The following is an 18950-nucleotide window of genomic DNA, read 5'->3' as shown; positions in this document are numbered from 1 at the left end:
AGAAAGCCCCATGAGCGACGCAAAGATCGAAGAGGCGAAAGCGGCGCTCCGAGCCGTAGCGCACAAGAAGCGAGCGGCCTTCCATCCGTCCCTGCGCAACGAGGCGGCCCATGCGGCCATGCTGCATTTCTTCGATGCCGTGCCCATCGAGAAGGGCGAAGTGGTCGCAGGCTACTGGCCGATCCGTGACGAGATGGACGTGAAATCGGTGGTGGCCCGGCTGATGGATGCCGGCCAGCCAGTGTGCCTGCCGGTGGTGCTGGGCGACGAGCAGCCGCTCGAGCTTCGGCTCTGGGAAGACGGCGCGCCGCTTTACGAGGCCGGTTTCGGAACGCTCGCCCCTGCGGAGGAAGCGCCGCGCGCCGCGCCCGACGTCATCCTCATGCCGCTCCTCGGCTTCGACAAGCACGGCACCCGCCTTGGCTACGGCGGTGGCTATTACGACCGGACACTGGCCGCGCTGCCGAAGCGGCCAAGGCTCATTGGCTTCGCCTTTGCGCTGCAGGAGGTGGATCTGATCCCGCGCGAGGCGCACGATGTGCCGCTCGACGCTATCGTGACTGAACAGGGCGTCCGCAACTTCGACAAAAAGGCGCCGGTTACGTGAGAGTCCTGTTCCTGGGCGACGTGGTCGGCAAGTCCGGCCGGGACGCCGTTTCCGACCGCCTTGCCGGGCTGGTCGACAAGCACAAGTTCGATTTCGTGGTGATCAACGGCGAGAACGCCAGCCATGGGCGCGGGCTGACCGAAGGGCACTTCGCCGAGATCAAGGCAGCCGGCGCCGACGTCGTGACGCTGGGCGACCACGCCTTCGACCAGCGCGACACACTGACATACATCGCCCGCGAGCCGACGCTGCTGCGGCCGCTCAACCTCGCTCCGGGCACGCCCGGACGCGGTGCCAATCTCTATGAAAGCCGCGCCGGGCACCGGGTGCTGGTGATCAACGCGCAGGGCCGGGTGTTCATGGATCCGGTCGACGATCCATTCCGCGCCGTCGAGGCTGCGGTTGCCGCCTGTCCGCTCGGCGAGCAGGCCGATGCGATCATCCTCGATTTTCACACCGAGGCGACCTCGGAAATCCAGGCGATGGGGCACTTCCTCGACGGCAAGGTCAGCCTTGTCGTCGGCACCCACACCCACATCCCAACGGCCGATCACCGCATTCTCAAGGGCGGCACGGCGCTGATGGCCGATGCGGGCATGTGCGGCGACTATGACTCGGTGATCGGCGTTGAGGTCGACGAACCGCTCAACCGCTTCCTCACCGGCATCGCCACCGGCAGGTTTACCCCGGCGGATGGTGAGGCGACGCTGAGCGGAGTCGCAATCGAGACCGATCCGAGGAACGGTCTCGTCGCCAAGCTGTTTCCCGTGCGGGTCGGTGGGTCGCTGGCCCAGGCAGAGCCGGCGTTCTAGGGAGCAGCGGTCAGATACAGTTTGCACGTCCAGTTTTGCGGCTTCGGGAACAGATTGTAGGCGGCGTAGTAGTCACCAACCGGGATTTCGTTTTCGAGGGTGATGGTCAATTCGGTCCCGTTGGGCAGCGTAAGATGTATCTGGGTGCCGACCGGCCAAGAATCTGGTCCGAGGTTCTGGATGTCGACGCCCCACAGTGATGCGTCGTCGTTCGTGGGACGAAGCTGACACGTCGTCTCGGCGTCGAGAATGACGGGTGGCGCCGGGTCACCTTCGCCGGTCGGCAGATCCGGCATTGGGCCGGGCGGCTGCGCGTCGCCTCCATCGGGTGCTTGATCGCTTCCGTCAGGATCTGGCGTCCCTTCGTTTCCCTTGTCTTCGACTGGCGTGACTTTCATCGAGCATGCAGCGCCCTCGGGCAGTTCGCCGAGCTTCACCGGAACGCCGATCGACTGCCCGGGCTGCCAGTCCGTATCGAGCTTGAACAGCTTCTGGATGTTGCCTGGCTGCAGGTAGAGCGTCACTACCGTTCCCGCCGGGATCACCTTGCCGGTGCCGTTGACTGCAAGGATCGCCGGACCGTCGTGACCCTGCTTGATCAGGCACCGGACGCCCTCGGTGGACTTGGGCAGGCGCGGCTCTTGTCTAGTTTCGGTAGCGCCGGAACCGCTGCTGTCGTCACGTTCGACGACCGGCCGCTCCGGTCGCGTATCGCGGGTTTGTGCAAATGCCGGCGCCGTGCCCGCCGTGAGGAGCGCTGCCATGGCTACGAGCGAAAATCTCTTAAATGCGTCCATCTCTAGTTCTCTCTGCTTGCGGTCCCAATACCGCGCTGATGAGCGCTAGATGCCAGTGAACGACTGAATGTGCGGTGATATCCGCATTTATCGCGGGTTCATATTCAAGTTATCGCTGAAATGGCGGAAACTGTCACGCATTGCCTTGGATCGGGCGAGATGCTCGGCCGGCTGTCACACGGCCTTTATTTTCGCCGCCGCCGCCCCTATAACCGCCCACCACCATTGCCACACATGCCAACAGGGGTGACCGCATGGCCGGCCATTCGCACGCCAAGAACATCATGCACCGCAAGGGCAAGTCCGACGCGGCTCGCTCGAAGGTGTTTTCGAAACTCGCTCGTGAAATCACCGTGGCTGCCAAGCTCGGCGTGCCGGACCCGGCGTTCAATTCGCGCCTGCGCCTCGCAGTCAGCAACGCTCGCGCGCTGTCCATGCCGCGCGACAACATCGAGCGCGCTATCAAGAAGGCGAGCGGCGCCGACACCGAGAACTACGAAGAGATCCGCTACGAAGGCTACGGCCCCGGCGGCGTTGCCGTCATCGTCGAGGCGCTGACCGACAATCGCAACCGCACCGCCTCGAACGTGCGCTCGACCTTCTCCAAGAATGGTGGCGCACTGGGGGAAACCAACTCGGTCGGCTTCATGTTCGATCGCGTCGGCGAAATCTTCTACCCAGCCACCGCCGGCTCGGAAGACAAGGTGATGGAAGCTGCCATCGAGGCCGGCGCCGACGACGTCGAAAGCGACGAAGAGGGCCATTGGATCTACACCTCGTTCGAGGCGCTGAACGAGGTCGCGGCGGCGCTCGAGAAGGTGTTGGGCGAGGCAGAATTGGCCAAGTTCATCTTCAAGCCGCAGAACGAAGTGCCGGTGGACGCGGAAAAGGGTGCGACGCTGCTCAAGCTGATCGGCATCCTCGAAGAGGACGACGATGTGCAGAACGTCTATGCCAACTTTGACATCAGCGACGAAGACATGGCCAAGATCGACGCCGCCTAAGATCGACGCGTGAGCGTTTGACAAATCCGGGCCTGGGCAATAGTTCAGGCTCGTTACGCCGAAAAAACGTAGGCCGGTTAAGGTGAGTCCGGCCCTCCCGCGAGGGAGATTGTCCCGCCCAAAAGGCGAAGGACCCACGGCAAGCCGACGAGCGCCCGATCCCCGGGTGCCCGCTGCTTGTTGGGATATGGGTCGATGAGATTTCACCGCCAGCTTCATGCCCTGAGCCGCGTGCGCCTCGAGACCGGTCGTTCGACCGTTTCCTTCGCAACCATCAGGACATCATCATGCAGTTCAATCACGCCAATTTCGCCGTCGCTGACGTAGGCGCGGCGGCCGAGTTCTTCGCCCGGCATTTCGATTTCACCGTCGTCGGCGAAGCGCACGACAACTTCGCCGTCATGGAGGGTGAGGGCGGGTTCGTCCTCAACTTCATGGCATCAGGCAAGACCGAAGCCACCTACCACAAGAACTTCCATGTCGGCTTTTTCGTCGGCAGCGTCGCCGAGGTGCGGCTGAAGCATGCCGAACTCGTCGATGCCGGCTACGGTCCGGGCGACGTGCAACAGTTCAATCGTGGCGGCAGCCGGACGACGACGTTCTACTGCCAGGCCCCCGGCGGCTTCCTCGTTGAAGTCGCAACGACGGCTGCGGACGACTAGGCCGCTGCAGCGGGCAGCGTCTCGTAATGCGAGATGGACGCGACTGCGGTGCAGTTGCGTCCGTTCTGCTTTGCCGCATAGAGCTGTTGGTCGGCTAATCGGAACAACTCGGTGAAGGGCAGGGAGCGGTCGTAGACCGCGCCGCCCACGCTCACCGTCAACTGGTAGGGCTTCCCGTCGGGGGCGAACCTGGCTTCGCAGACCGCGAGGCGAAGCCGCTCGGCAACGGCCTCGGCGATCAGCAGCGTGGTGCCGGGCAGGTAGACGGCAAACTCCTCGCCACCGATGCGTCCGACGAGATCGGCAGCGCGCAGCACACTGCGCACCGATTTGGCGATCAGCCGCAGCGCGGCGTCGCCGTGGTCGTGGCCGTAGGTATCGTTGATCGCCTTGAAGTTGTCGGCATCGATAACGAGCAGGGTGCCGCGCATGCCATCGTCGGCGAAGCGGCCATCGGCCAGCGCTTCCTCCACTTCACGGGTGAAGGCACCACGGTTCAGCAGCTCGGTTAGATTGTCGGTCGCCGCATGGTGGCGCAGCAATTCGTGGGCGATGGCGAGCTCACGCAATTTGCTCAGCAGGAAGAACAGCATGGGGATGGCGAGGCCCATCGGCACGAACACGTCGAGGGCGATCGACCAGCGGAGCGACTCGGGGCTGAGATTGTGGAAATTGAAGGAATCGACGAACAGCGCGACTGCAATGCAACCGATCGTGCCCAGCGCTGTCCAGAGGAAGACGCGGCCCCAGCCGCTGGGCGAAAAATCCAAAGCTCGCGTTCCTTCAGCACTTCTGCGCAGAAGCCGTGGAAGCTAGGCCGGGCGAGTTGAGATCGCCTCAAGCCGCTGGATCGGATTTTATCTATCGCCGGAATTTAGTGCTTCAGCGCACCGCAGCGTTCAGCGCGACGAGGTCTGGATCGACCTGTTTGCCGCCCAACTCGACACGATTGCGCCCGGTGTGCTTGGCCTCGTAGAGGCGGCGGTCGGCGATGCGGAACAAGTCTGAGAAGCCGGCGTCGCCTGAGCTTACGGCGCCGCCGATGCTGACCGAAAGGCGCTGCGCGACGCCTTCGGACGTGACGAACAGCGCATTGACGGAATCGCGGATGCGCTCGGCGGTGCGCTCGGCAGCGTCCGCTCCGGCGTCCCTGACGAAGACGCCGAATTCCTCGCCACCGATGCGCCCGACCAGATCGCCCTCGCGCACGCTGTCGCGGATGGCGCGAGCGATCAGCTGCAGCACCTCATCGCCGCGCTCATGGCCGAAGCGGTCGTTGATGGTCTTGAAGTGGTCGGCATCGATGACCAGCAGCGCTGCGCTACCGTTCATCCCGCTGAGGCTCGCGCCGACGCGCGAGGTGAAAGCGCGGCGGTTGAGGCAGTCGGTCAGCCAGTCGGTGGAGGCAAGGGTCTCCAGCCTGCGGTTGGCCTCTCTCAGCTGCGCCGACCGGATCTGGAGGAACAGCAGGATCGGGCCACCCAAAGCGGTCGGCATCCCGAGGGCGAGGACGGTGCCGACATCATTCATGCCCTGGTTCAGGGACATCATGACGAGGTTGGAGATCACCCAGGACCCTACCGTCGAAGCGATGAGGATCAGGGTCGTGCGCCGCCAGACGATGCCCCATGCCGACTGCGGCAATACCAACCTGTTCATCCCGCGACCCCCGAGCGAATGCGCATGGCTTAAGGGGCAATGCTTGAATGCGAATTAATGCGGCCGGCAGGAATGCCGGCAATTCCCCCAGGGTGTTTCCGTTTCGTTCACAAAGCGCTTGGTAGGATTCATCACCTGCCCTAAAGCTTCAGAATGGCGGAAACAGTGCGAATCATCGGGATAGATCCGGGGCTGCGGCGCTGCGGCTGGGGGGTGATCGAGAGCTCGGCCAACCGGCTGGGCTTCGTTGCCTGCGGCACAATCACGCCGCCCACCGAGGGCTCGCTGGCCGACCGGCTGGTCGAACTGCATCGCGGCATCACGTCCGTGCTTGATGAATACGCACCGGAAGAGGCCGCGGTCGAAGAAACGTTCGTGTCCGCCGGCGCGCGCTCGGCGCTGCAACTCGGGCAGGCACGCGGCGTGGTGCTGATGACGCCGGCTTTGCGCGGGTTGCCGGTCGGCGAGTACGCCGCCAACCTGATCAAGAAGTCGGTCGTCGGCACCGGCCATGCCGAGAAAACCCAGGTGCAGATGATGATCAAGATCCTGTTGCCCACCGCGATCTTCAAGGGCGCCGACGCGGCCGATGCGCTGGCCATCGCCATCTGCCACGCGCATCACCGCGCCATCCGCAAGCTGAGTGTTCCTGCATGATCGGCAAGCTCAAGGGCCTCGTCGACGGGTTCGGCGACGACCACGTGCATCTCGACGTCAACGGCGTCGTCTACGAGACGTTCTGCTCGGCCAAGACGCTGGCGGCCCTACCGCAGGTTGGCCACGCTGCGGTGATCCATACCGAGATGATCGTCCGCGAGGATATGATCCGGCTCTACGGCTTCTTCACCGAAGCCGAGAAAGCCTGGTTCGGCACGCTGATGACGGTGCAGGGGGTCGGCAGCCGGGTGGCCCTCGCCATCCTATCGGTACTCACCCCATCCGAGCTCGCCAGCGCCATCGCGCTGCAGGACAAGGCGATGATCGGCCGCGCCAACGGCGTAGGTCCCAAGCTCGCCGTCCGCATCGTGACCGAACTCAAGGGCAAGGCCCCGGCGGTCGGTGCTATCGATGCCGGTGTGCTGGGCCTGCAGGCGGCACTTGGAGAGGGGGCTGCGGCCAGCAACGTCACCGATGCGGTCTCTGCCCTCACCAATCTCGGCTACTCGAGCGCGCAGGCCTCCGCTGCCGTGGCGCGGGTGGTCGGCCGCGACGGCGATGGGATGGCGACCGACAAGCTGATCCGGCTGGGACTCAGGGAATTGAGCAGTTAGCCTTGCAGTGCATAACATTCCTTACTACACTAAGAAAGTAAGGAGCACTCGCAATGTCTGGGAAATCACTGCCTGCAAGGACAAGGTACACCGGCAAGGTGACCAGCAAGGGTCAAACCACCGTCCCAAAGGAAGTGCGAGACTTTCTGGGCTTGGAAGAGGGGACGCAGATGGAGTGGATTCTGGACGATGGCAAAGTCACGGTGAAGCCGCGGAAGCTGCGGGCAGTCGACTTGGCTGGTATTCTAGGCCCGCCGCCCAGCGGCGACGTACACGTGACCGTTGAAGAGATGAACGAGGCCATTGGCGACGCAGTAGTGGAACGGTTCGAGCGTTCGACCCGGAGATGATCGGCGTCGACACCAATGTTCTGGTACGCTTGTTCGTGCCGGTTGAGCCACAACGTGAGGCCGCGGTCGCGTTCTTCGGTCAGCGGTCAGCCGCCGATCCGGCCTTCGTCACCACGGTGGTCCTCACCGAGTTCGCCTGGGTTCTGCGCCGCCGATACAAGTACGAGCATGATCAGGTCGGCCAAGCCATTCGCTGGATGCTGGACTCCGACGACTTCGTGATGGAGGACCGTGACCTCATTGAGTGGGCGCTCGCCAACTACACGCGATCGCGCATCGACTTCTCCGACTTGCTGGTGGCACGATCGAGCGAACTGGCCGGTGCGCCCCGCATCGCGACGTTCGACCGTGATGCTGCCAAATACGTCCCTGGCATGGAACTCCTCAAGTGACCGACCTGACCTCTGCCCATACCGGCCGGGACGACCCGCTGGACGTCTCCCTCCGTCCGTCCGGCTTTTCCGAGTTCATCGGGCAGGCCGAGGCGCGGGCTAATCTCGAGGTGTTCATCCAGGCGGCGAAGCACCGCGGCGCGGCGCTGGATCATGTGCTGTTCGTCGGTCCGCCGGGCCTCGGCAAGACCACGCTGGCGCAGATCGTGGCGCGGGAACTCGGCGTCGGGTTCCGCGCGACCTCGGGCCCGGTGATCGCCAAGGCCGGCGATCTCGCGGCGCTGCTCACCAATCTCGAAGAGCGCGACGTGCTGTTCATCGACGAGATCCACCGGCTCAACCCGGCGATCGAGGAAATCCTCTATCCGGCGATGGAGGACTACCAGCTCGACCTGATCATCGGCGAAGGGCCCGCGGCGCGTTCGGTGCGGATCGATCTGGCGAAGTTCACTCTCGTCGGCGCCACCACCCGCGCCGGACTGCTGACAACGCCGCTGCGCGACCGCTTCGGCATCCCGATCCGGCTCAATTTCTACACCCCCGAAGAGCTGGTGAAGATCGTCGAGCGCGGCGCGCGGCTGCTCGGCATCGGAATGGCGCCGGATGGGGCGATGGAAGTTGCCCGCCGTTCCCGCGGTACGCCCCGCATCGCCGGCCGGCTGCTGCGCCGCGTCACCGATTTCGCGCTGGTCGACGGCGCCAAGGAGATCACCCGCTCGGTGGCCGACAAGGCGCTGCTGCGGCTCGATGTCGATGCGCGCGGCCTCGATCAGCTCGACCGTCGCTACCTCAAGGTGATCGCCGATTTCTACGGCGGCGGGCCGGTGGGCATCGAGACCATAGCGGCTGCCCTCAGCGAGCCGCGCGACGCGCTGGAGGAGATCGTCGAGCCCTACCTGATCCAGCAGGGCTTCATCCAGCGCACGCCGCGCGGCCGCATGCTGACGGCGCTCGCCTTCCAGCATATGGGCATCGGCGTGCCGCAGGGGTTCGTCGGGATGCAGGGCAGCCTGTTCGAGGAACCGGAGGGAGAGAACTGATGGTAGAGCACCGCCCTGTCTTGCGCCATGACAGCATGGTCTGCTTCGATGACGGCGCCGCCCGCTTCCAGATGCGGGCTGCCGGCATCGCCATCCGGAATGGGCGCGTGCTGATCCAGAACATCAAGGGCGGGTACGGCACGTTCCTGCCTGGTGGCCGGATCGAGCAGGCAGAGGCGAGTGTCGAAACCCTGGTGCGCGAGATGCAGGAGGAATTCGGCCATCCCGTCGAAGTCGGCCAGCTCGCCTTCGTGATCGAGTCTTTCTATCCCGAGAAATCGCAGGTCTTCCACGAGGTCGGGCTCTACTACCGGATCGAAGTGTCCGACGATTTCCCCTATCACGACACCGATATCTGCCATCGCTGTTACGAGGGCCCGGTCGAGATGGAATATCGCTGGGTGCCGACGACGGCGGAAGCGCTCGCGACAAGCGTGTTCTATCCCGAGCCGCTCCGCGGGCGGCTTGGTGACATACCCTCGACCACGATCCACCTCCTCGATCGGTCGGCGGCATGAGCGGCAGCCATTTCCAGGCCCGCGTGTACTACGAAGACACCGACTTCTCCGGCAACGTCTACCACGCGGCGTACCTGCACTTCTTCGAGCGGGCGCGGACCGAGTTCCTGCGCGAGCGCGGCGTGCATCACTCGGAGCTGGTGAAGGATGGCATCGCCTTTGCGGTGCGCACGATGACCATCGACTTCAAGGCGGCGGCGCATATCGACGACCTGCTGGAGGTGACCACCGAGGTCGCGTCGCACAGCCCGGCGCGGCTCCATCTCGTCCAGTCGATCAGCCGCGACGGTGTCGAGATCACCCGGGCCGATGTACAGGTGGTGGCGATCAAGACCAGCGGCGGCGTGGCGCGGATGCCTCGCCATCTGGTCGAAGCGCTCAAGGCATAGAAAAGGGCCGCCGGTTTGCCGGCGACCCAAGGTTTTGCCTGCGATTGGCGTCCTTACATCGCGGCGGGCTTAACCTGTCCGCGGATCTCGCCGTCAGGGAACTTGGCCGTATGGAGGTTGAAGTACCACTGGCCACCCTGCAACTGGGTGATCTGGTCATCGGTCAGCGTGGCGTTGCCGTTGATCGGGCTCGCGAGCGGATCGGCAAGCGGTACAACCGGATCGGCATTGGCGCCCTCGGCAGCCGGGCCGTGGAAATGGGCGCCGGTCGCGTCGCCGCTCAAGCCTTCATAGGTGACAGTCCAGGTGAAGACCTTGCTGTCGGTGTCGAGCGTCGCTTCCACCTTGCCGGTGGCGGTAGAATCCGTTGGCGGCACCTCCGAGGCGGCCGTCAGGTCGGCGGTGAACTTCACCACTTCTGCAAAGGCCGGCATTGCCGAAAAAGCCAATACGGCGGTGGCGGCCAGCAAGGTGCGAGTCAGATTGAGATGCATTGGGATCTCCCTCGTCGTTGACGTGTTGTGGACAACCGCAGGCCTCCATCTGGCGGCAGGCCACGTCCACAACGCGATAGCTTGCGATCAGTTGCGCTGCGCTGATCGGTCGCGCTCACGCGAACGCGAGGAATCGCTTTGTTAACACTTGCTTGACCATAAGTAAGGCAGTGCACCACCAGTGCTGCCAAAGGTCCGGGATTCCGGGCTTTTCTCTTAAATTTGACAAATTTGGACCGCATCGACCCGACGATCAGGTTTCGGTCGTCGGGGCCGGACTGAGAAGGACCCTTACATGGAAGCCATGGACGCCGTCGGCACGGTCGCTCCGCATGCCGACCTTTCGATCTGGGCGCTGTTCTGGCAGGCCGACCTTGTCGTCAAGACGGTGATGATCGGGCTGCTCGCGGCCTCGGTCTGGTGCTGGGCGATCATCGTCGACAAGTCGATGCTCTATGGCCGCGCCAAGCGCGAGATGAATCGCTTCGAGCGCGTGTTCTGGTCGGGCCAGTCGCTCGAGGAACTGTACCAGCAGATGAGCGAGAAGCCGACGATGGGGCTGGGCGCCATCTTCGTCGCCGCGATGAAGGAGTGGAAGCGCAGCCATGAGCAGAACGCTTCCTCGTTCGTCGGCGTGCAGGGGCGCCTCGACAAGGTGCTCGACGTCGCCATCAGCCGCGAGAGCGAGAATCTCGAGAAGCGCCTCGGCTTTCTCGCCACCGTCGGTTCGGCGTCGCCCTTCATTGGCCTCTTTGGCACGGTATGGGGCATCATGAACGCATTTACGGCCATCTCGGCCGCATCGAGCACCAATCTGTCCGTAGTCGCCGGGCCGATCGCCGAGGCGCTGTTTGCAACGGCGCTGGGCCTGCTCGCCGCTATCCCGGCGGTTATCGCCTACAACAAGCTATCGGGCGACGCCAACAAGCTGATTGGCCGGCTCGAGGGCTTCGCCGACGAATTCTCGACCATCCTCTCGAGGCAGCTCGAAGCGCGGGGTGCCCGCTGATGGCAATGGCAGTATCGGGCGGTGGCGGCGGTGGCCGCCGGCGTGGCCGGCGCCGCGGCGGCGGTTCCAAGCCGATGAGCGACATCAACGTCACGCCGATGGTCGACGTGATGCTGGTGCTGCTGATCGTGTTCATGGTGGCGGCGCCGCTGATGACGGTGGGCGTCCCCATCGACCTGCCGAAGACGCAGGCGACGCAGCTCAATACCGAACAGAAGCCGATCACCATCTCGGTCACCAACGAGGGCGCCATCTTCCTGGCTGACCAGCCGGTGAGCCTCGACGATCTCGTCACCCAGGTGGCTGCCGTGGCCGTCAATGGCACCGAGGATCGCATCTACGTGCGGGGCGACCTCGCGGCCAATTACGGCTCGGTGATGCAGGTGATGGGCGCGCTGTCGGGCGCCGGCTACGCCAAGATCGGTCTGATCACGGAACAGGCCCAGCAACAGGACCAGTGAGCTGATGCGCACCGGGTTCACGGTTTCCACCATTGCACATGCCGGACTGATCGCCATCGCGATCATCGGCATCGGCATGGGGCGACCGATGGACGCGGTTCCGGTCGAGTCGATCGCCGTCGACCTCGTGCCGATCTCGGAATTCGCCAACATCCGCATGGGCTCGATGGACAGCACGGTCGTCGAGACCGAGGCGCCGTCGGTGGTCGACGACGTGAAGCCCGCCGAACTGGCGCAGCCGACCGGCAATACCCAGGAAGACCAGCCGACCCCCGAGGACAATCCCGACCCGACGCCCGCGCCGACCGAGCAGACCGCTCCGGCGCCCGAGGCATCGACCGAGCCGGTGGTCGAGCCCGAGCCGGAAGTTGCGCCGACACCCGCCGAGCGTCCCGCGGTCGAGCCGCAGCCCGAGCCAGTGGTCGAGCCGGTTGCCGAACCCACACCTGAGCCCACTCCGGTGGCGACGCCGGACGTGACGCCCGATCCGACCGATGCGGCACCCAAGCCGACGGTGCACACGGCCTCGCTCGACCAGAAGCGCGCCGAGTTCAAGAAGCAGCAGGAAGCGCAGAAGCAGCAGAAGGCCGATGAAAAGGCCAAGGCGGAAGCGGACAAGAAGAAAGCCGAGGAAGAGAAAAAGAAGAAAGCGGCTGAGGAGAAGGAGCGCGTCGAGCAGGCGAAGGCCGACGACGCAAAGAAGGTCGCCGACGAAGTCGCCAACCTGATCAACAACGAAGAGTCGCGCGGCGCTACTACCGGGGCCGGCGGCGAAGCGACGCTCGGTCGCGAGGATGGTCGCGCCGCTACGCTCAGCAATTCGGAGATCGGTGCGCTGGTGGCGCAGATCCAGGCCTGTATCACGCTGCCGGCCGGCGCCGAGGATGTCGACGCCCGGGCCGAGTTCACTTTCTCGATCGGGGCCGACGGTATGGTGGCGGGCCAGCCGCAGATGATGAGCTCGCCGGCCAATACCATCGAGGATGCCTATGCACGGGCAGTGCAGCGCGCCCTGATGCGCTGCGGTCCGTTCACAATGGCCATGGGCCAGGATGTTAGAGCACAGTTTGCGGCGCGGTCGTTCTAGCGAGCCCGATGCCAGACAAGACATGGAGACGTAAGATGACCCTGATCACCCGGCGCAACGCGCTGAAACTCGGCCTCGCCGGCGGCGCTTTCGCGCTCGCTACCCCGTCCCAGGCTCTGGTCGAGATCGTCGTGACCGGCGGCAATTTCACGCCGCTGCCGATCGCCATTCCGGATTTCGCCTCGTCCGACCCGGCCTTCGGCGCCGAGATCGCCGAGATCGTCCGTAATAACCTGAAGCGCTCGGGGCTGTTCGTGCCGCTCGACCCAGCGTCGCTCCCGATCCGCGTCGGCGACGTGACCAACGAGCCGGATTTCGCCGCCTGGCGTGGCGCAAGCGTCGATGCGCTGGTCATGGGTTCGGTGGAGCGCGGGGCCGAGGTCTCGTCGCAGGTCCGCGTCTGGGATACGCAGGCGGCGGCGCAGGTGGTCGGCAAGTCCTACAAGACCGACGCGCAGAACTATCGCCGCATCGCGCACATCGTCTCGGACGCCATTTACGCCTCGCTGTCGGGCGGCACCGGCTATTTCGATACCCGCATCGTCTATGTGGCCGAGAGCGGCCCCAAGGCGAACCGCGTGAAGCGCCTCGCGATCATGGATCAGGACGGCGCCAATGTGCAGTACCTGACCTCCGGCAAGTCGCTGACCTTCGGGCCGAAGCTCTCGCCGAAGGGCGACAGCCTGGTGTTCACCTCCTATGAGGACGGCAACCCGCAGGTCTACTATTCCGGCCTCGGCGGCGCTTCCAAGAAGCTGATCGAGGGCGCGCCGATGTCGTTTGCCCCGCAGTTCTCGCCCGATGGCGGCACTGTGGTATTCTCGGTGTCGAACGGTGGCACCACCAATATCTACGCGGCCGGTGTCGGCAGCGGCAACCCGACGCAACTGACCAGCGGCGCGGCGATCGACACGTCGCCGAGCTATTCGCCGGATGGCTCGCGCATCTGCTTCGAGAGCGACCGCGGCGGCAGCCCGCAGATCTACATCATGGGTGCCGGCGGCGGCGGGGCGCAGCGCATCTCCTACGGCGAAGGCAGTTATTCGACGCCGGTCTGGTCGCCCACTGGCGATCTCATCGCCTATACCCGCCAGTCGGGTGGACAGTTCCATATCGGCATCATGAAGCCCGATGGTTCGGGCGAGCGCATCCTGTCCTCGTCCGGGCAGGTGCAGGAGGGTCCGACCTGGGCTCCGAACGGTCGCGTCATCGGCTTCTTCCGCGATCCGGGCGGCGATGCCGGTCCGGGGCTGTGGTCGATCGATATCTGGGGACGGAACGAACTCAACCTCGCGACGGAGTCGTTCGCGTCCGACCCGAGCTGGTCCCCGCTGCGCGCCTAGTCGCTAACCAATTGCGGGGAGAGCACAGATCCGTGTCTTCCCCGCAACATCACGGAAAAGCCCGGATTCCGGCCACATTCGCGCCAGAATGACCAACAATTAACCAAGCGCGACAACACCACCTTAAGATTACCGGCGGTAAAACTTCGCCAATCAAATCCTTCCGTTCAGGAGATCAACCGGATGCGTTCCGTAACGCCCCTAATCGCCGTGCTGCGCGCTGCCGCGCTGGTGGTCCTCGTGGTCGCTGTGGCGGCCTGTTCGCGCAATGGCGCTGGCGGCACCGGCGTCGGTAACCTCGGGCCCGGTGGCGGTGCCCCCGGCAGCCAGCAGGAATTCCTGGTGAGCGTCGGCGACCGCGTGTTCTTCGAGACCGACTCCTCGAACCTGACGCCGACCGCCCTGGCGACCCTCGACAAGCAGGCGCAGTGGCTCAACCAGTACCGCAACTACCGCATCATGATCGAAGGCCACGCCGATGAGCGCGGCACCCGCGAGTACAACATCGCGCTGGGCGCCCGCCGTGCCTCGATCGTGGTCAACTACCTGACCTCGAAGGGCGTCGACGCTCGCCGCATCACTTCGAAGTCGTTCGGCAAGGAACGTCCTGTGGCCATCTGCAACGATATCTCGTGCTGGTCACAAAACCGCCGTGCTGTGACGGTCGTACAATAAGCTCGAGCGAACTTCGGGGCGGAGGTCGCGGCCACGCGATGTCTCGCGCGTAATCCCCGAAGCTTGTTCGTACTGGAGGCATAAGCGCCGGGCGCCAGCGTATTTGGGCCCGGCGCTTTCTTTTTGTCGAAATCCTGCGCTAATCCAAGCACGTGCAGCGCCCGCTGCGAGCGACCTCCTTGGACCCGACGGAGCTTTGATGGTGAAACTCCCCCGAATTCGCGGATCGGCCTACCGACCCGCGATCTATGCCACCTTGTTTGCCGCAGCGCTGGCGGTTCCGGCCTTCGCCGCGACCAGCCCGTTGCAGGTCGGTCAGGCGAGCCTCGTGCCGCCGCGGGCGATCGCGGAAACGCGCATCCATGTGGCACAGAACCAGCAGTCGAGCGCCGAGTTGCTGGTGCGCATCCAGGACCTCGAGGAGCAGATCCGCTCGCTCACCGGCCGCGTCGAAGGGCTGGAGTTCCAGCTGACCCAGATGCAGACCCAGCTCCAGAAGCAGGCTGAGGACAACGAGTTCCGCTTCCAGCAGCTGGAAGGCGGTGCTGGGGGAAAACCGCAGGCGGCAGCGCCAACTGACGGCGCGACGCCGTCCAATACGCTGCCGCAGACCCCGGCCCAGCAAGCTCCCGCAACCGCCGCAACACCGGAAGCGCCGGCCACGGCCGCGCCGATGGACGATCTGCCGCTCGCCGATCTTAACGGCGAGCCGATGGACAGCGTCGGCGATTCCGCCGATCCGCTGCTCAAGGGCGGCGTCGACCAGCTCGGGACCATGACAGGGGAGGATCCCCTTGGCGGGCGTCCGCTCGATCTGTCCCTCGGTGGCGGCGGCGAAATCTCCAATGGCGATGCAACGGCGCAGTACGACGCCGGCTACGACGCCATGACCCGCGGCGACTATGCCTTTGCGGCCGACCAGTTCCAGCAGTTCGTCGCGCTCTATCCCGACGATCCGAAGGCGCCCGATGCCATCAACTGGCTGGGCGAAGCACTGATCCAGCAGGGCCAGTTCACCGATGCGGCGCAGGTGCTGGCCGATGGCTACACCAAGCACAAGGACTCGAACCGCGCTCCGGACATGATGCTGAAGCTCGGGGTGGCGCTGGTTGGTGCAGACCAGGTGGATGTGGGCTGCCGCACCTTCTACACGCTGAAGCAGCGCTATACGCAGCTCACGCCCGCCTTCACGCAGCGGCTGGCAGAGGAAGCCCAGAAGGCCAAATGCCCGGTGAGCTGATCGACAGCGAGGCGGTCTTCGCCCCGCTGGCCGAATTCCGGCGGATCGGGCTCGCCGTCTCAGGCGGGCCCGACAGCCTGGCGCTCATGCTGCTGGCGGCAGAGTTCGCCAAGCGGCACGCGGCGCATCAGCGTTTTGTCGTCTACTCGGTCGATCATGGTCTCAGGCCCGAGGCGGCAGGGGAGGTGGCCTATGTCACCGAGGCCGCCGGGAAGCTCGGGTTTACCGCCCGCGGCTTGCGGTGGGAGGGGCCGAAGCCGGCGACCGGCATCCAGCAGGCCGCCCGCGCCGCCCGCTACGGCTTGATCGCCGAGGCGATGGCGACCGACGAGGTCGAGATCCTCCTCACTGCGCATCACCTAGTCGACCAGGCCGAGACTGTGCTCATGCGGTTGGCCCATGGCAGCGGCGTCGAGGGTTTGCGCGGCATGGACTACCTGGCCGAGATCGCCGGCCTCGTCGTCGTGCGGCCGCTGCTCGGCGTCGATCCGGCGGATCTCGCAGCCCTGGTCGCGGCTTCCGACCTCACACCCGTTGCCGATCCCAGCAATTCAGACACCGATTACGAGCGGGTCCGCTGGCGCCAGATGCTGCCGCAACTGGCGGCTCTTGGGCTCGATGCGCGCCGGCTATCGCGCTTCGCCAACCGCATGCGCGATGCCGACCAGGCGCTGGCAGCTATTGCGGCCACCCTCGCGACCGCCGTCGACCCCCGGACCGGGAGCAGCGGCGTCACGCGCGCAGTCCTGCTCCAATCCCCGCGCGCCGTCGCGATCCGGGTCATGGCGAACCTGCTCAATGCCGTCAGCGGCAGGCAGAAGCCGCATGATCTCGCACCCATCGAAGCGCTGACCGATCGCTTGCGGATGGAGCCAGCCCTGAAGCGGACAAGTTTGCATGGTTGTCTCATCGAGAGCGACGGGGTGACGATCGTCGTCGCGCGGGAGCCGGGCCGGCAGGCGGCACGTCAATCTCGCGTGAGGTCTGAGCCACCCGTGACACGGAATTAACCGGAAAAGCGCAAGCTCTCTCGACTTTTCGGCCAAACCGCCGCACGAGTTTCGGCCCGCCGCTACCTTGTAAGGCCCAGGAGCGAGGCCTACATTCGCTCCAACTCTCCGGCCTCTCCCGTGCCGGACTTCAGGACAGGATTGATGAACGTCAATTTCCGGAACTTCGCCATCTGGCTGGTGATTCTGTTCATGCTGATGGGCCTGTTCCAGGTCTTCCAGTCGTCGACCAAGTCGATCTCGATGACAGACAAAAGCTATAGCCAGTTTGTTTCCGACGTGGACGCGGGCAGCGTGAAGTCGGTGACCATTACCAACGACATCGTCTCGGGGGTGTTGAACAACGACACCAAGTTCGAGACCGTGCTCCCGCAGGGTGCCGATATCATTTCGCGCCTCGAGGATCGCGGCGTGCAGATCACGGCCCAGCAGCCGGAGTCGAGCCCGTTCTGGGGCATGCTGCTGACCTCGTGGCTGCCGTTCCTCGTCATCATCGGCGTGTGGTTCTTCTTCATCCGGCAGATGCAGGGTGGAGGCCGTGGCGGCGCCATGGGCTTCGGCAAGTCGCGCGCCAAGCTGCTGACCGAGACGCAGGGCAAGATCACCTTCGAGGACGTCGCCGGTGTCGACGAGGCCAAGCAGGACCTCGAAGAGATCGTGGAGTTCCTCCGCGATCCGGGCAAGTTCCAGCGCCTGGGCGGCAAGATCCCGCGCGGCGTGCTGCTGGTCGGCCCGCCGGGTACCGGTAAGACGCTCATCGCGCGCGCCGTCGCCGGCGAGGCGAACGTGCCGTTCTTCACCATCTCGGGTTCGGACTTCGTGGAAATGTTCGTCGGCGTGGGCGCTTCGCGTGTCCGCGACATGTTCGAGCAGGCCAAGAAGAACGCGCCCTGCATCATCTTCATCGACGAAATCGACGCCGTCGGCCGTCACCGTGGCGCAGGCCTCGGCGGTGGTAACGACGAGCGCGAGCAGACCCTGAACCAGCTGCTGGTCGAGATGGACGGCTTCGAGGCGAACGAGGGCATCATCCTCATCGCCGCGACCAACCGCCCCGACGTGCTGGATCCGGCGCTGCTGCGTCCGGGCCGCTTCGACCGCCAGGTCGTGGTTCCGAACCCGGATGTGCAGGGTCGCGAGAAGATCCTCAAGGTGCACGTCCGCAAGGTGCCGCTGGCTCCCGATGTGGACCTCAAGGTGCTGGCTCGCGGGACGCCCGGTTTCTCCGGCGCAGACCTGATGAACCTCGTCAACGAGGGTGCTCTGCTCGCGGCTCGCCGCAACAAGCGCTTCGTCACGATGAGCGAATTCGAGGATGCCAAGGACAAGCTGATGATGGGCGCCGAGCGCCGCACCCTCAGCCTGACCGAGGAAGACAAGAAGCTCACCGCCTATCACGAAGCCGGGCACGCGCTGCTCGCCATCAAGATGGACGCGTCCGATCCGATCCATAAGGCCACCATCATTCCGCGCGGGCGTGCGCTGGGCATGGTGATGCGCCTGCCGGAGCGCGATCAGGTGTCGCTGACCCGCCGCAAGGCCTATGCCGACCTCGCGGTCGCCATGGGTGGCCGCGTCGCCGAAGAGGAAATCTTCGGCTACGAGAAGGTGACCTCGGGCGCCTCCGCCGACATCAAGATGGCTACCGGGCTTGCCCGCGCCATGGCGACGGAATGGGGCATGTCCGACAAGCTTGGCCCGCTGCTCTACGGCGACAACCAGGACGAAGTGTTCCTCGGCCGCTCGATGATGCAGCGCCAGGTGCACATGTCGGACGAGACCCAGCAGGTGGTCGATGCCGAGGTGAAGCGCTTCGTCGAGGAAGGCTACCAGACGGCGCAGAAGGTGATCCGCGAGTACATCGACGATCTCCACACCATCGCCAAGGCGCTGCTCGAGTTCGAGACGCTGACCGGCGACGAGATTCGCGGCCTGATGGAGGGCAAGACTCCGCTCCGTCCGTCCGACACCGATACTCCGGTCAAGGGCACCAGCGTGCCGACCGCCGGCAAGACGGGCAAGAAGCGCCCTGACGCCGACCCGGGCACCGCTGCCGAGCCGCAGCCGGGCAATTAAAGCCCGTCGCTCGCAAAGATCAGGGCCGCCCTCCGGGGCGGCCCTTTTGCTTTG

General features: G+C 64.9%; 23 protein-coding genes. 19 read left to right on the top strand and 4 right to left on the bottom strand.

The window, feature by feature from the left end; genetic code table 11:
- Positions 1-10 precede the first annotated feature (10 nt).
- Together AC1DWU_RS10065 and AC1DWU_RS10060 are read left to right on the top strand one after the other, a co-directional pair.
- Positions 11-607, top strand: coding sequence for a 5-formyltetrahydrofolate cyclo-ligase (locus AC1DWU_RS10065; protein WP_477149842.1), 597 nt, complete (start codon positions 11-13; stop codon positions 605-607).
- Positions 604-1419 (top strand): TIGR00282 family metallophosphoesterase, encoded by an 816-nt coding sequence (locus AC1DWU_RS10060; RefSeq protein ID WP_477149841.1) that lies wholly within the window; start codon positions 604-606, stop codon positions 1417-1419. Before AC1DWU_RS10065 ends, AC1DWU_RS10060 begins: the two co-directional genes overlap by 4 nt.
- Here AC1DWU_RS10060 and AC1DWU_RS10055 read toward each other — a convergent pair.
- Positions 1416-2216, bottom strand: coding sequence for a hypothetical protein (locus AC1DWU_RS10055; protein WP_477149840.1), 801 nt, complete (start codon positions 2214-2216; stop codon positions 1416-1418). The two genes, AC1DWU_RS10060 and AC1DWU_RS10055, sit on opposite strands and share 4 nt — an antisense overlap.
- Positions 2217-2470: 254 nt before the next feature.
- Between AC1DWU_RS10055 and AC1DWU_RS10050 the strand changes: the two genes are divergently transcribed.
- Positions 2471-3220: a YebC/PmpR family DNA-binding transcriptional regulator gene (locus tag AC1DWU_RS10050; protein ID WP_477149839.1), complete on the top strand. Its 750-nt coding sequence runs from the start codon at positions 2471-2473 to the stop codon at positions 3218-3220.
- Between the two features lie 287 nt (positions 3221-3507).
- Positions 3508-3882: a VOC family protein gene (locus AC1DWU_RS10045; protein ID WP_477149838.1), complete on the top strand. Its 375-nt coding sequence runs from the start codon at positions 3508-3510 to the stop codon at positions 3880-3882.
- Here the strand turns inward: AC1DWU_RS10045 and AC1DWU_RS10040 are convergent.
- On the bottom strand, positions 3879-4652 hold the full coding sequence (locus AC1DWU_RS10040) for a GGDEF domain-containing protein (protein ID WP_477149837.1): 774 nt from the start codon (positions 4650-4652) through the stop codon (positions 3879-3881). The genes AC1DWU_RS10045 and AC1DWU_RS10040 overlap by 4 nt on opposite strands.
- Positions 4653-4764: 112 nt before the next feature.
- Positions 4765-5541 (bottom strand): GGDEF domain-containing protein, encoded by a 777-nt coding sequence (locus AC1DWU_RS10035; protein ID WP_477149836.1) that lies wholly within the window; start codon positions 5539-5541, stop codon positions 4765-4767.
- A 153-nt stretch (positions 5542-5694) separates the two neighbouring features.
- On the opposite strand from AC1DWU_RS10035, the gene ruvC reads away from it, so the two are divergent.
- From ruvC to AC1DWU_RS10000, 7 genes are read left to right on the top strand one after another with little or no spacing between them, the layout of a single operon-like run.
- On the top strand, positions 5695-6198 hold the full coding sequence (gene ruvC / locus AC1DWU_RS10030; RefSeq protein ID WP_477149835.1) for a crossover junction endodeoxyribonuclease RuvC: 504 nt from the start codon (positions 5695-5697) through the stop codon (positions 6196-6198).
- On the top strand, positions 6195-6812 hold the full coding sequence (ruvA, locus tag AC1DWU_RS10025; protein WP_477149834.1) for a Holliday junction branch migration protein RuvA: 618 nt from the start codon (positions 6195-6197) through the stop codon (positions 6810-6812). The genes ruvC and ruvA overlap by 4 nt, the downstream gene beginning before the upstream one ends.
- A 53-nt stretch (positions 6813-6865) precedes the next feature.
- Positions 6866-7162: an AbrB/MazE/SpoVT family DNA-binding domain-containing protein gene (locus tag AC1DWU_RS10020; RefSeq protein WP_477149833.1), complete on the top strand. Its 297-nt coding sequence runs from the start codon at positions 6866-6868 to the stop codon at positions 7160-7162.
- Positions 7159-7554 (top strand): PIN domain-containing protein, encoded by a 396-nt coding sequence (locus AC1DWU_RS10015; protein ID WP_477149832.1) that lies wholly within the window; start codon positions 7159-7161, stop codon positions 7552-7554. Before AC1DWU_RS10020 ends, AC1DWU_RS10015 begins: the two co-directional genes overlap by 4 nt.
- Complete coding sequence (gene ruvB, locus AC1DWU_RS10010; RefSeq protein WP_477149831.1) at positions 7551-8594, top strand: Holliday junction branch migration DNA helicase RuvB; 1044 nt, start codon at positions 7551-7553, stop codon at positions 8592-8594. The genes AC1DWU_RS10015 and ruvB overlap by 4 nt, the downstream gene beginning before the upstream one ends.
- Positions 8594-9112 carry an NUDIX hydrolase gene (locus tag AC1DWU_RS10005; protein WP_477149830.1) on the top strand — a complete coding sequence of 173 codons (519 nt, stop codon included), beginning with the start codon at positions 8594-8596 and terminating at the stop codon, positions 9110-9112. Before ruvB ends, AC1DWU_RS10005 begins: the two co-directional genes overlap by 1 nt.
- Positions 9109-9501, top strand: a complete 393-nt coding sequence (locus tag AC1DWU_RS10000) for a YbgC/FadM family acyl-CoA thioesterase (RefSeq protein WP_477149829.1) — start codon at positions 9109-9111, stop codon at positions 9499-9501. The genes AC1DWU_RS10005 and AC1DWU_RS10000 overlap by 4 nt, the downstream gene beginning before the upstream one ends.
- Positions 9502-9554: 53 nt before the next feature.
- Here the strand turns inward: AC1DWU_RS10000 and AC1DWU_RS09995 are convergent, their stop codons facing one another.
- The gene (locus tag AC1DWU_RS09995) at positions 9555-9995 is read right to left on the bottom strand and encodes a CHRD domain-containing protein (protein WP_477149828.1); all 441 of its coding nucleotides are present in this window, start codon (positions 9993-9995) and stop codon (positions 9555-9557) included.
- A gap of 304 nt (positions 9996-10299) precedes the next feature.
- Between AC1DWU_RS09995 and tolQ the strand changes: the two genes are divergently transcribed.
- The 8 genes from tolQ to ftsH all read left to right on the top strand — a co-directional run bounded on the left by tolQ (position 10300) and on the right by ftsH (position 18896).
- Complete coding sequence (gene tolQ, locus AC1DWU_RS09990) at positions 10300-11004, top strand: protein TolQ (protein WP_477150062.1); 705 nt, start codon at positions 10300-10302, stop codon at positions 11002-11004.
- Positions 11004-11465, top strand: a complete 462-nt coding sequence (tolR, locus tag AC1DWU_RS09985; RefSeq protein WP_477149827.1) for a protein TolR — start codon at positions 11004-11006, stop codon at positions 11463-11465. Before tolQ ends, tolR begins: the two co-directional genes overlap by 1 nt.
- A 4-nt stretch (positions 11466-11469) precedes the next feature.
- Positions 11470-12552, top strand: a complete 1083-nt coding sequence (locus AC1DWU_RS09980; RefSeq protein ID WP_477149826.1) for a hypothetical protein — start codon at positions 11470-11472, stop codon at positions 12550-12552.
- A gap of 35 nt (positions 12553-12587) precedes the next feature.
- Positions 12588-13895, top strand: a complete 1308-nt coding sequence (gene tolB / locus AC1DWU_RS09975) for a Tol-Pal system beta propeller repeat protein TolB (protein WP_477149825.1) — start codon at positions 12588-12590, stop codon at positions 13893-13895.
- A gap of 183 nt (positions 13896-14078) precedes the next feature.
- A complete protein-coding gene (pal, locus tag AC1DWU_RS09970) occupies positions 14079-14570 on the top strand; it encodes a peptidoglycan-associated lipoprotein Pal (RefSeq protein ID WP_477149824.1) in 492 nt (163 codons plus the stop codon).
- 199 nt (positions 14571-14769) lie between these two features.
- A complete protein-coding gene (gene ybgF / locus AC1DWU_RS09965; protein ID WP_477149823.1) occupies positions 14770-15810 on the top strand; it encodes a tol-pal system protein YbgF in 1041 nt (346 codons plus the stop codon).
- On the top strand, positions 15795-16820 hold the full coding sequence (tilS, locus tag AC1DWU_RS09960; protein WP_477149822.1) for a tRNA lysidine(34) synthetase TilS: 1026 nt from the start codon (positions 15795-15797) through the stop codon (positions 16818-16820). The genes ybgF and tilS overlap by 16 nt, the downstream gene beginning before the upstream one ends.
- Before the next feature lie 144 nt (positions 16821-16964).
- The gene (ftsH, locus tag AC1DWU_RS09955; protein WP_477149821.1) at positions 16965-18896 is read left to right on the top strand and encodes an ATP-dependent zinc metalloprotease FtsH; all 1932 of its coding nucleotides are present in this window, start codon (positions 16965-16967) and stop codon (positions 18894-18896) included.
- The last annotated feature ends 54 nt before the right edge of the window (positions 18897-18950 follow it).

It is taken from the genome of Devosia sp. P2_G7 (assembly GCF_056403495.1).
Note: the sequence above shows the minus strand (reverse complement) of the source record. Positions and strands in the feature narration are given on the sequence as shown.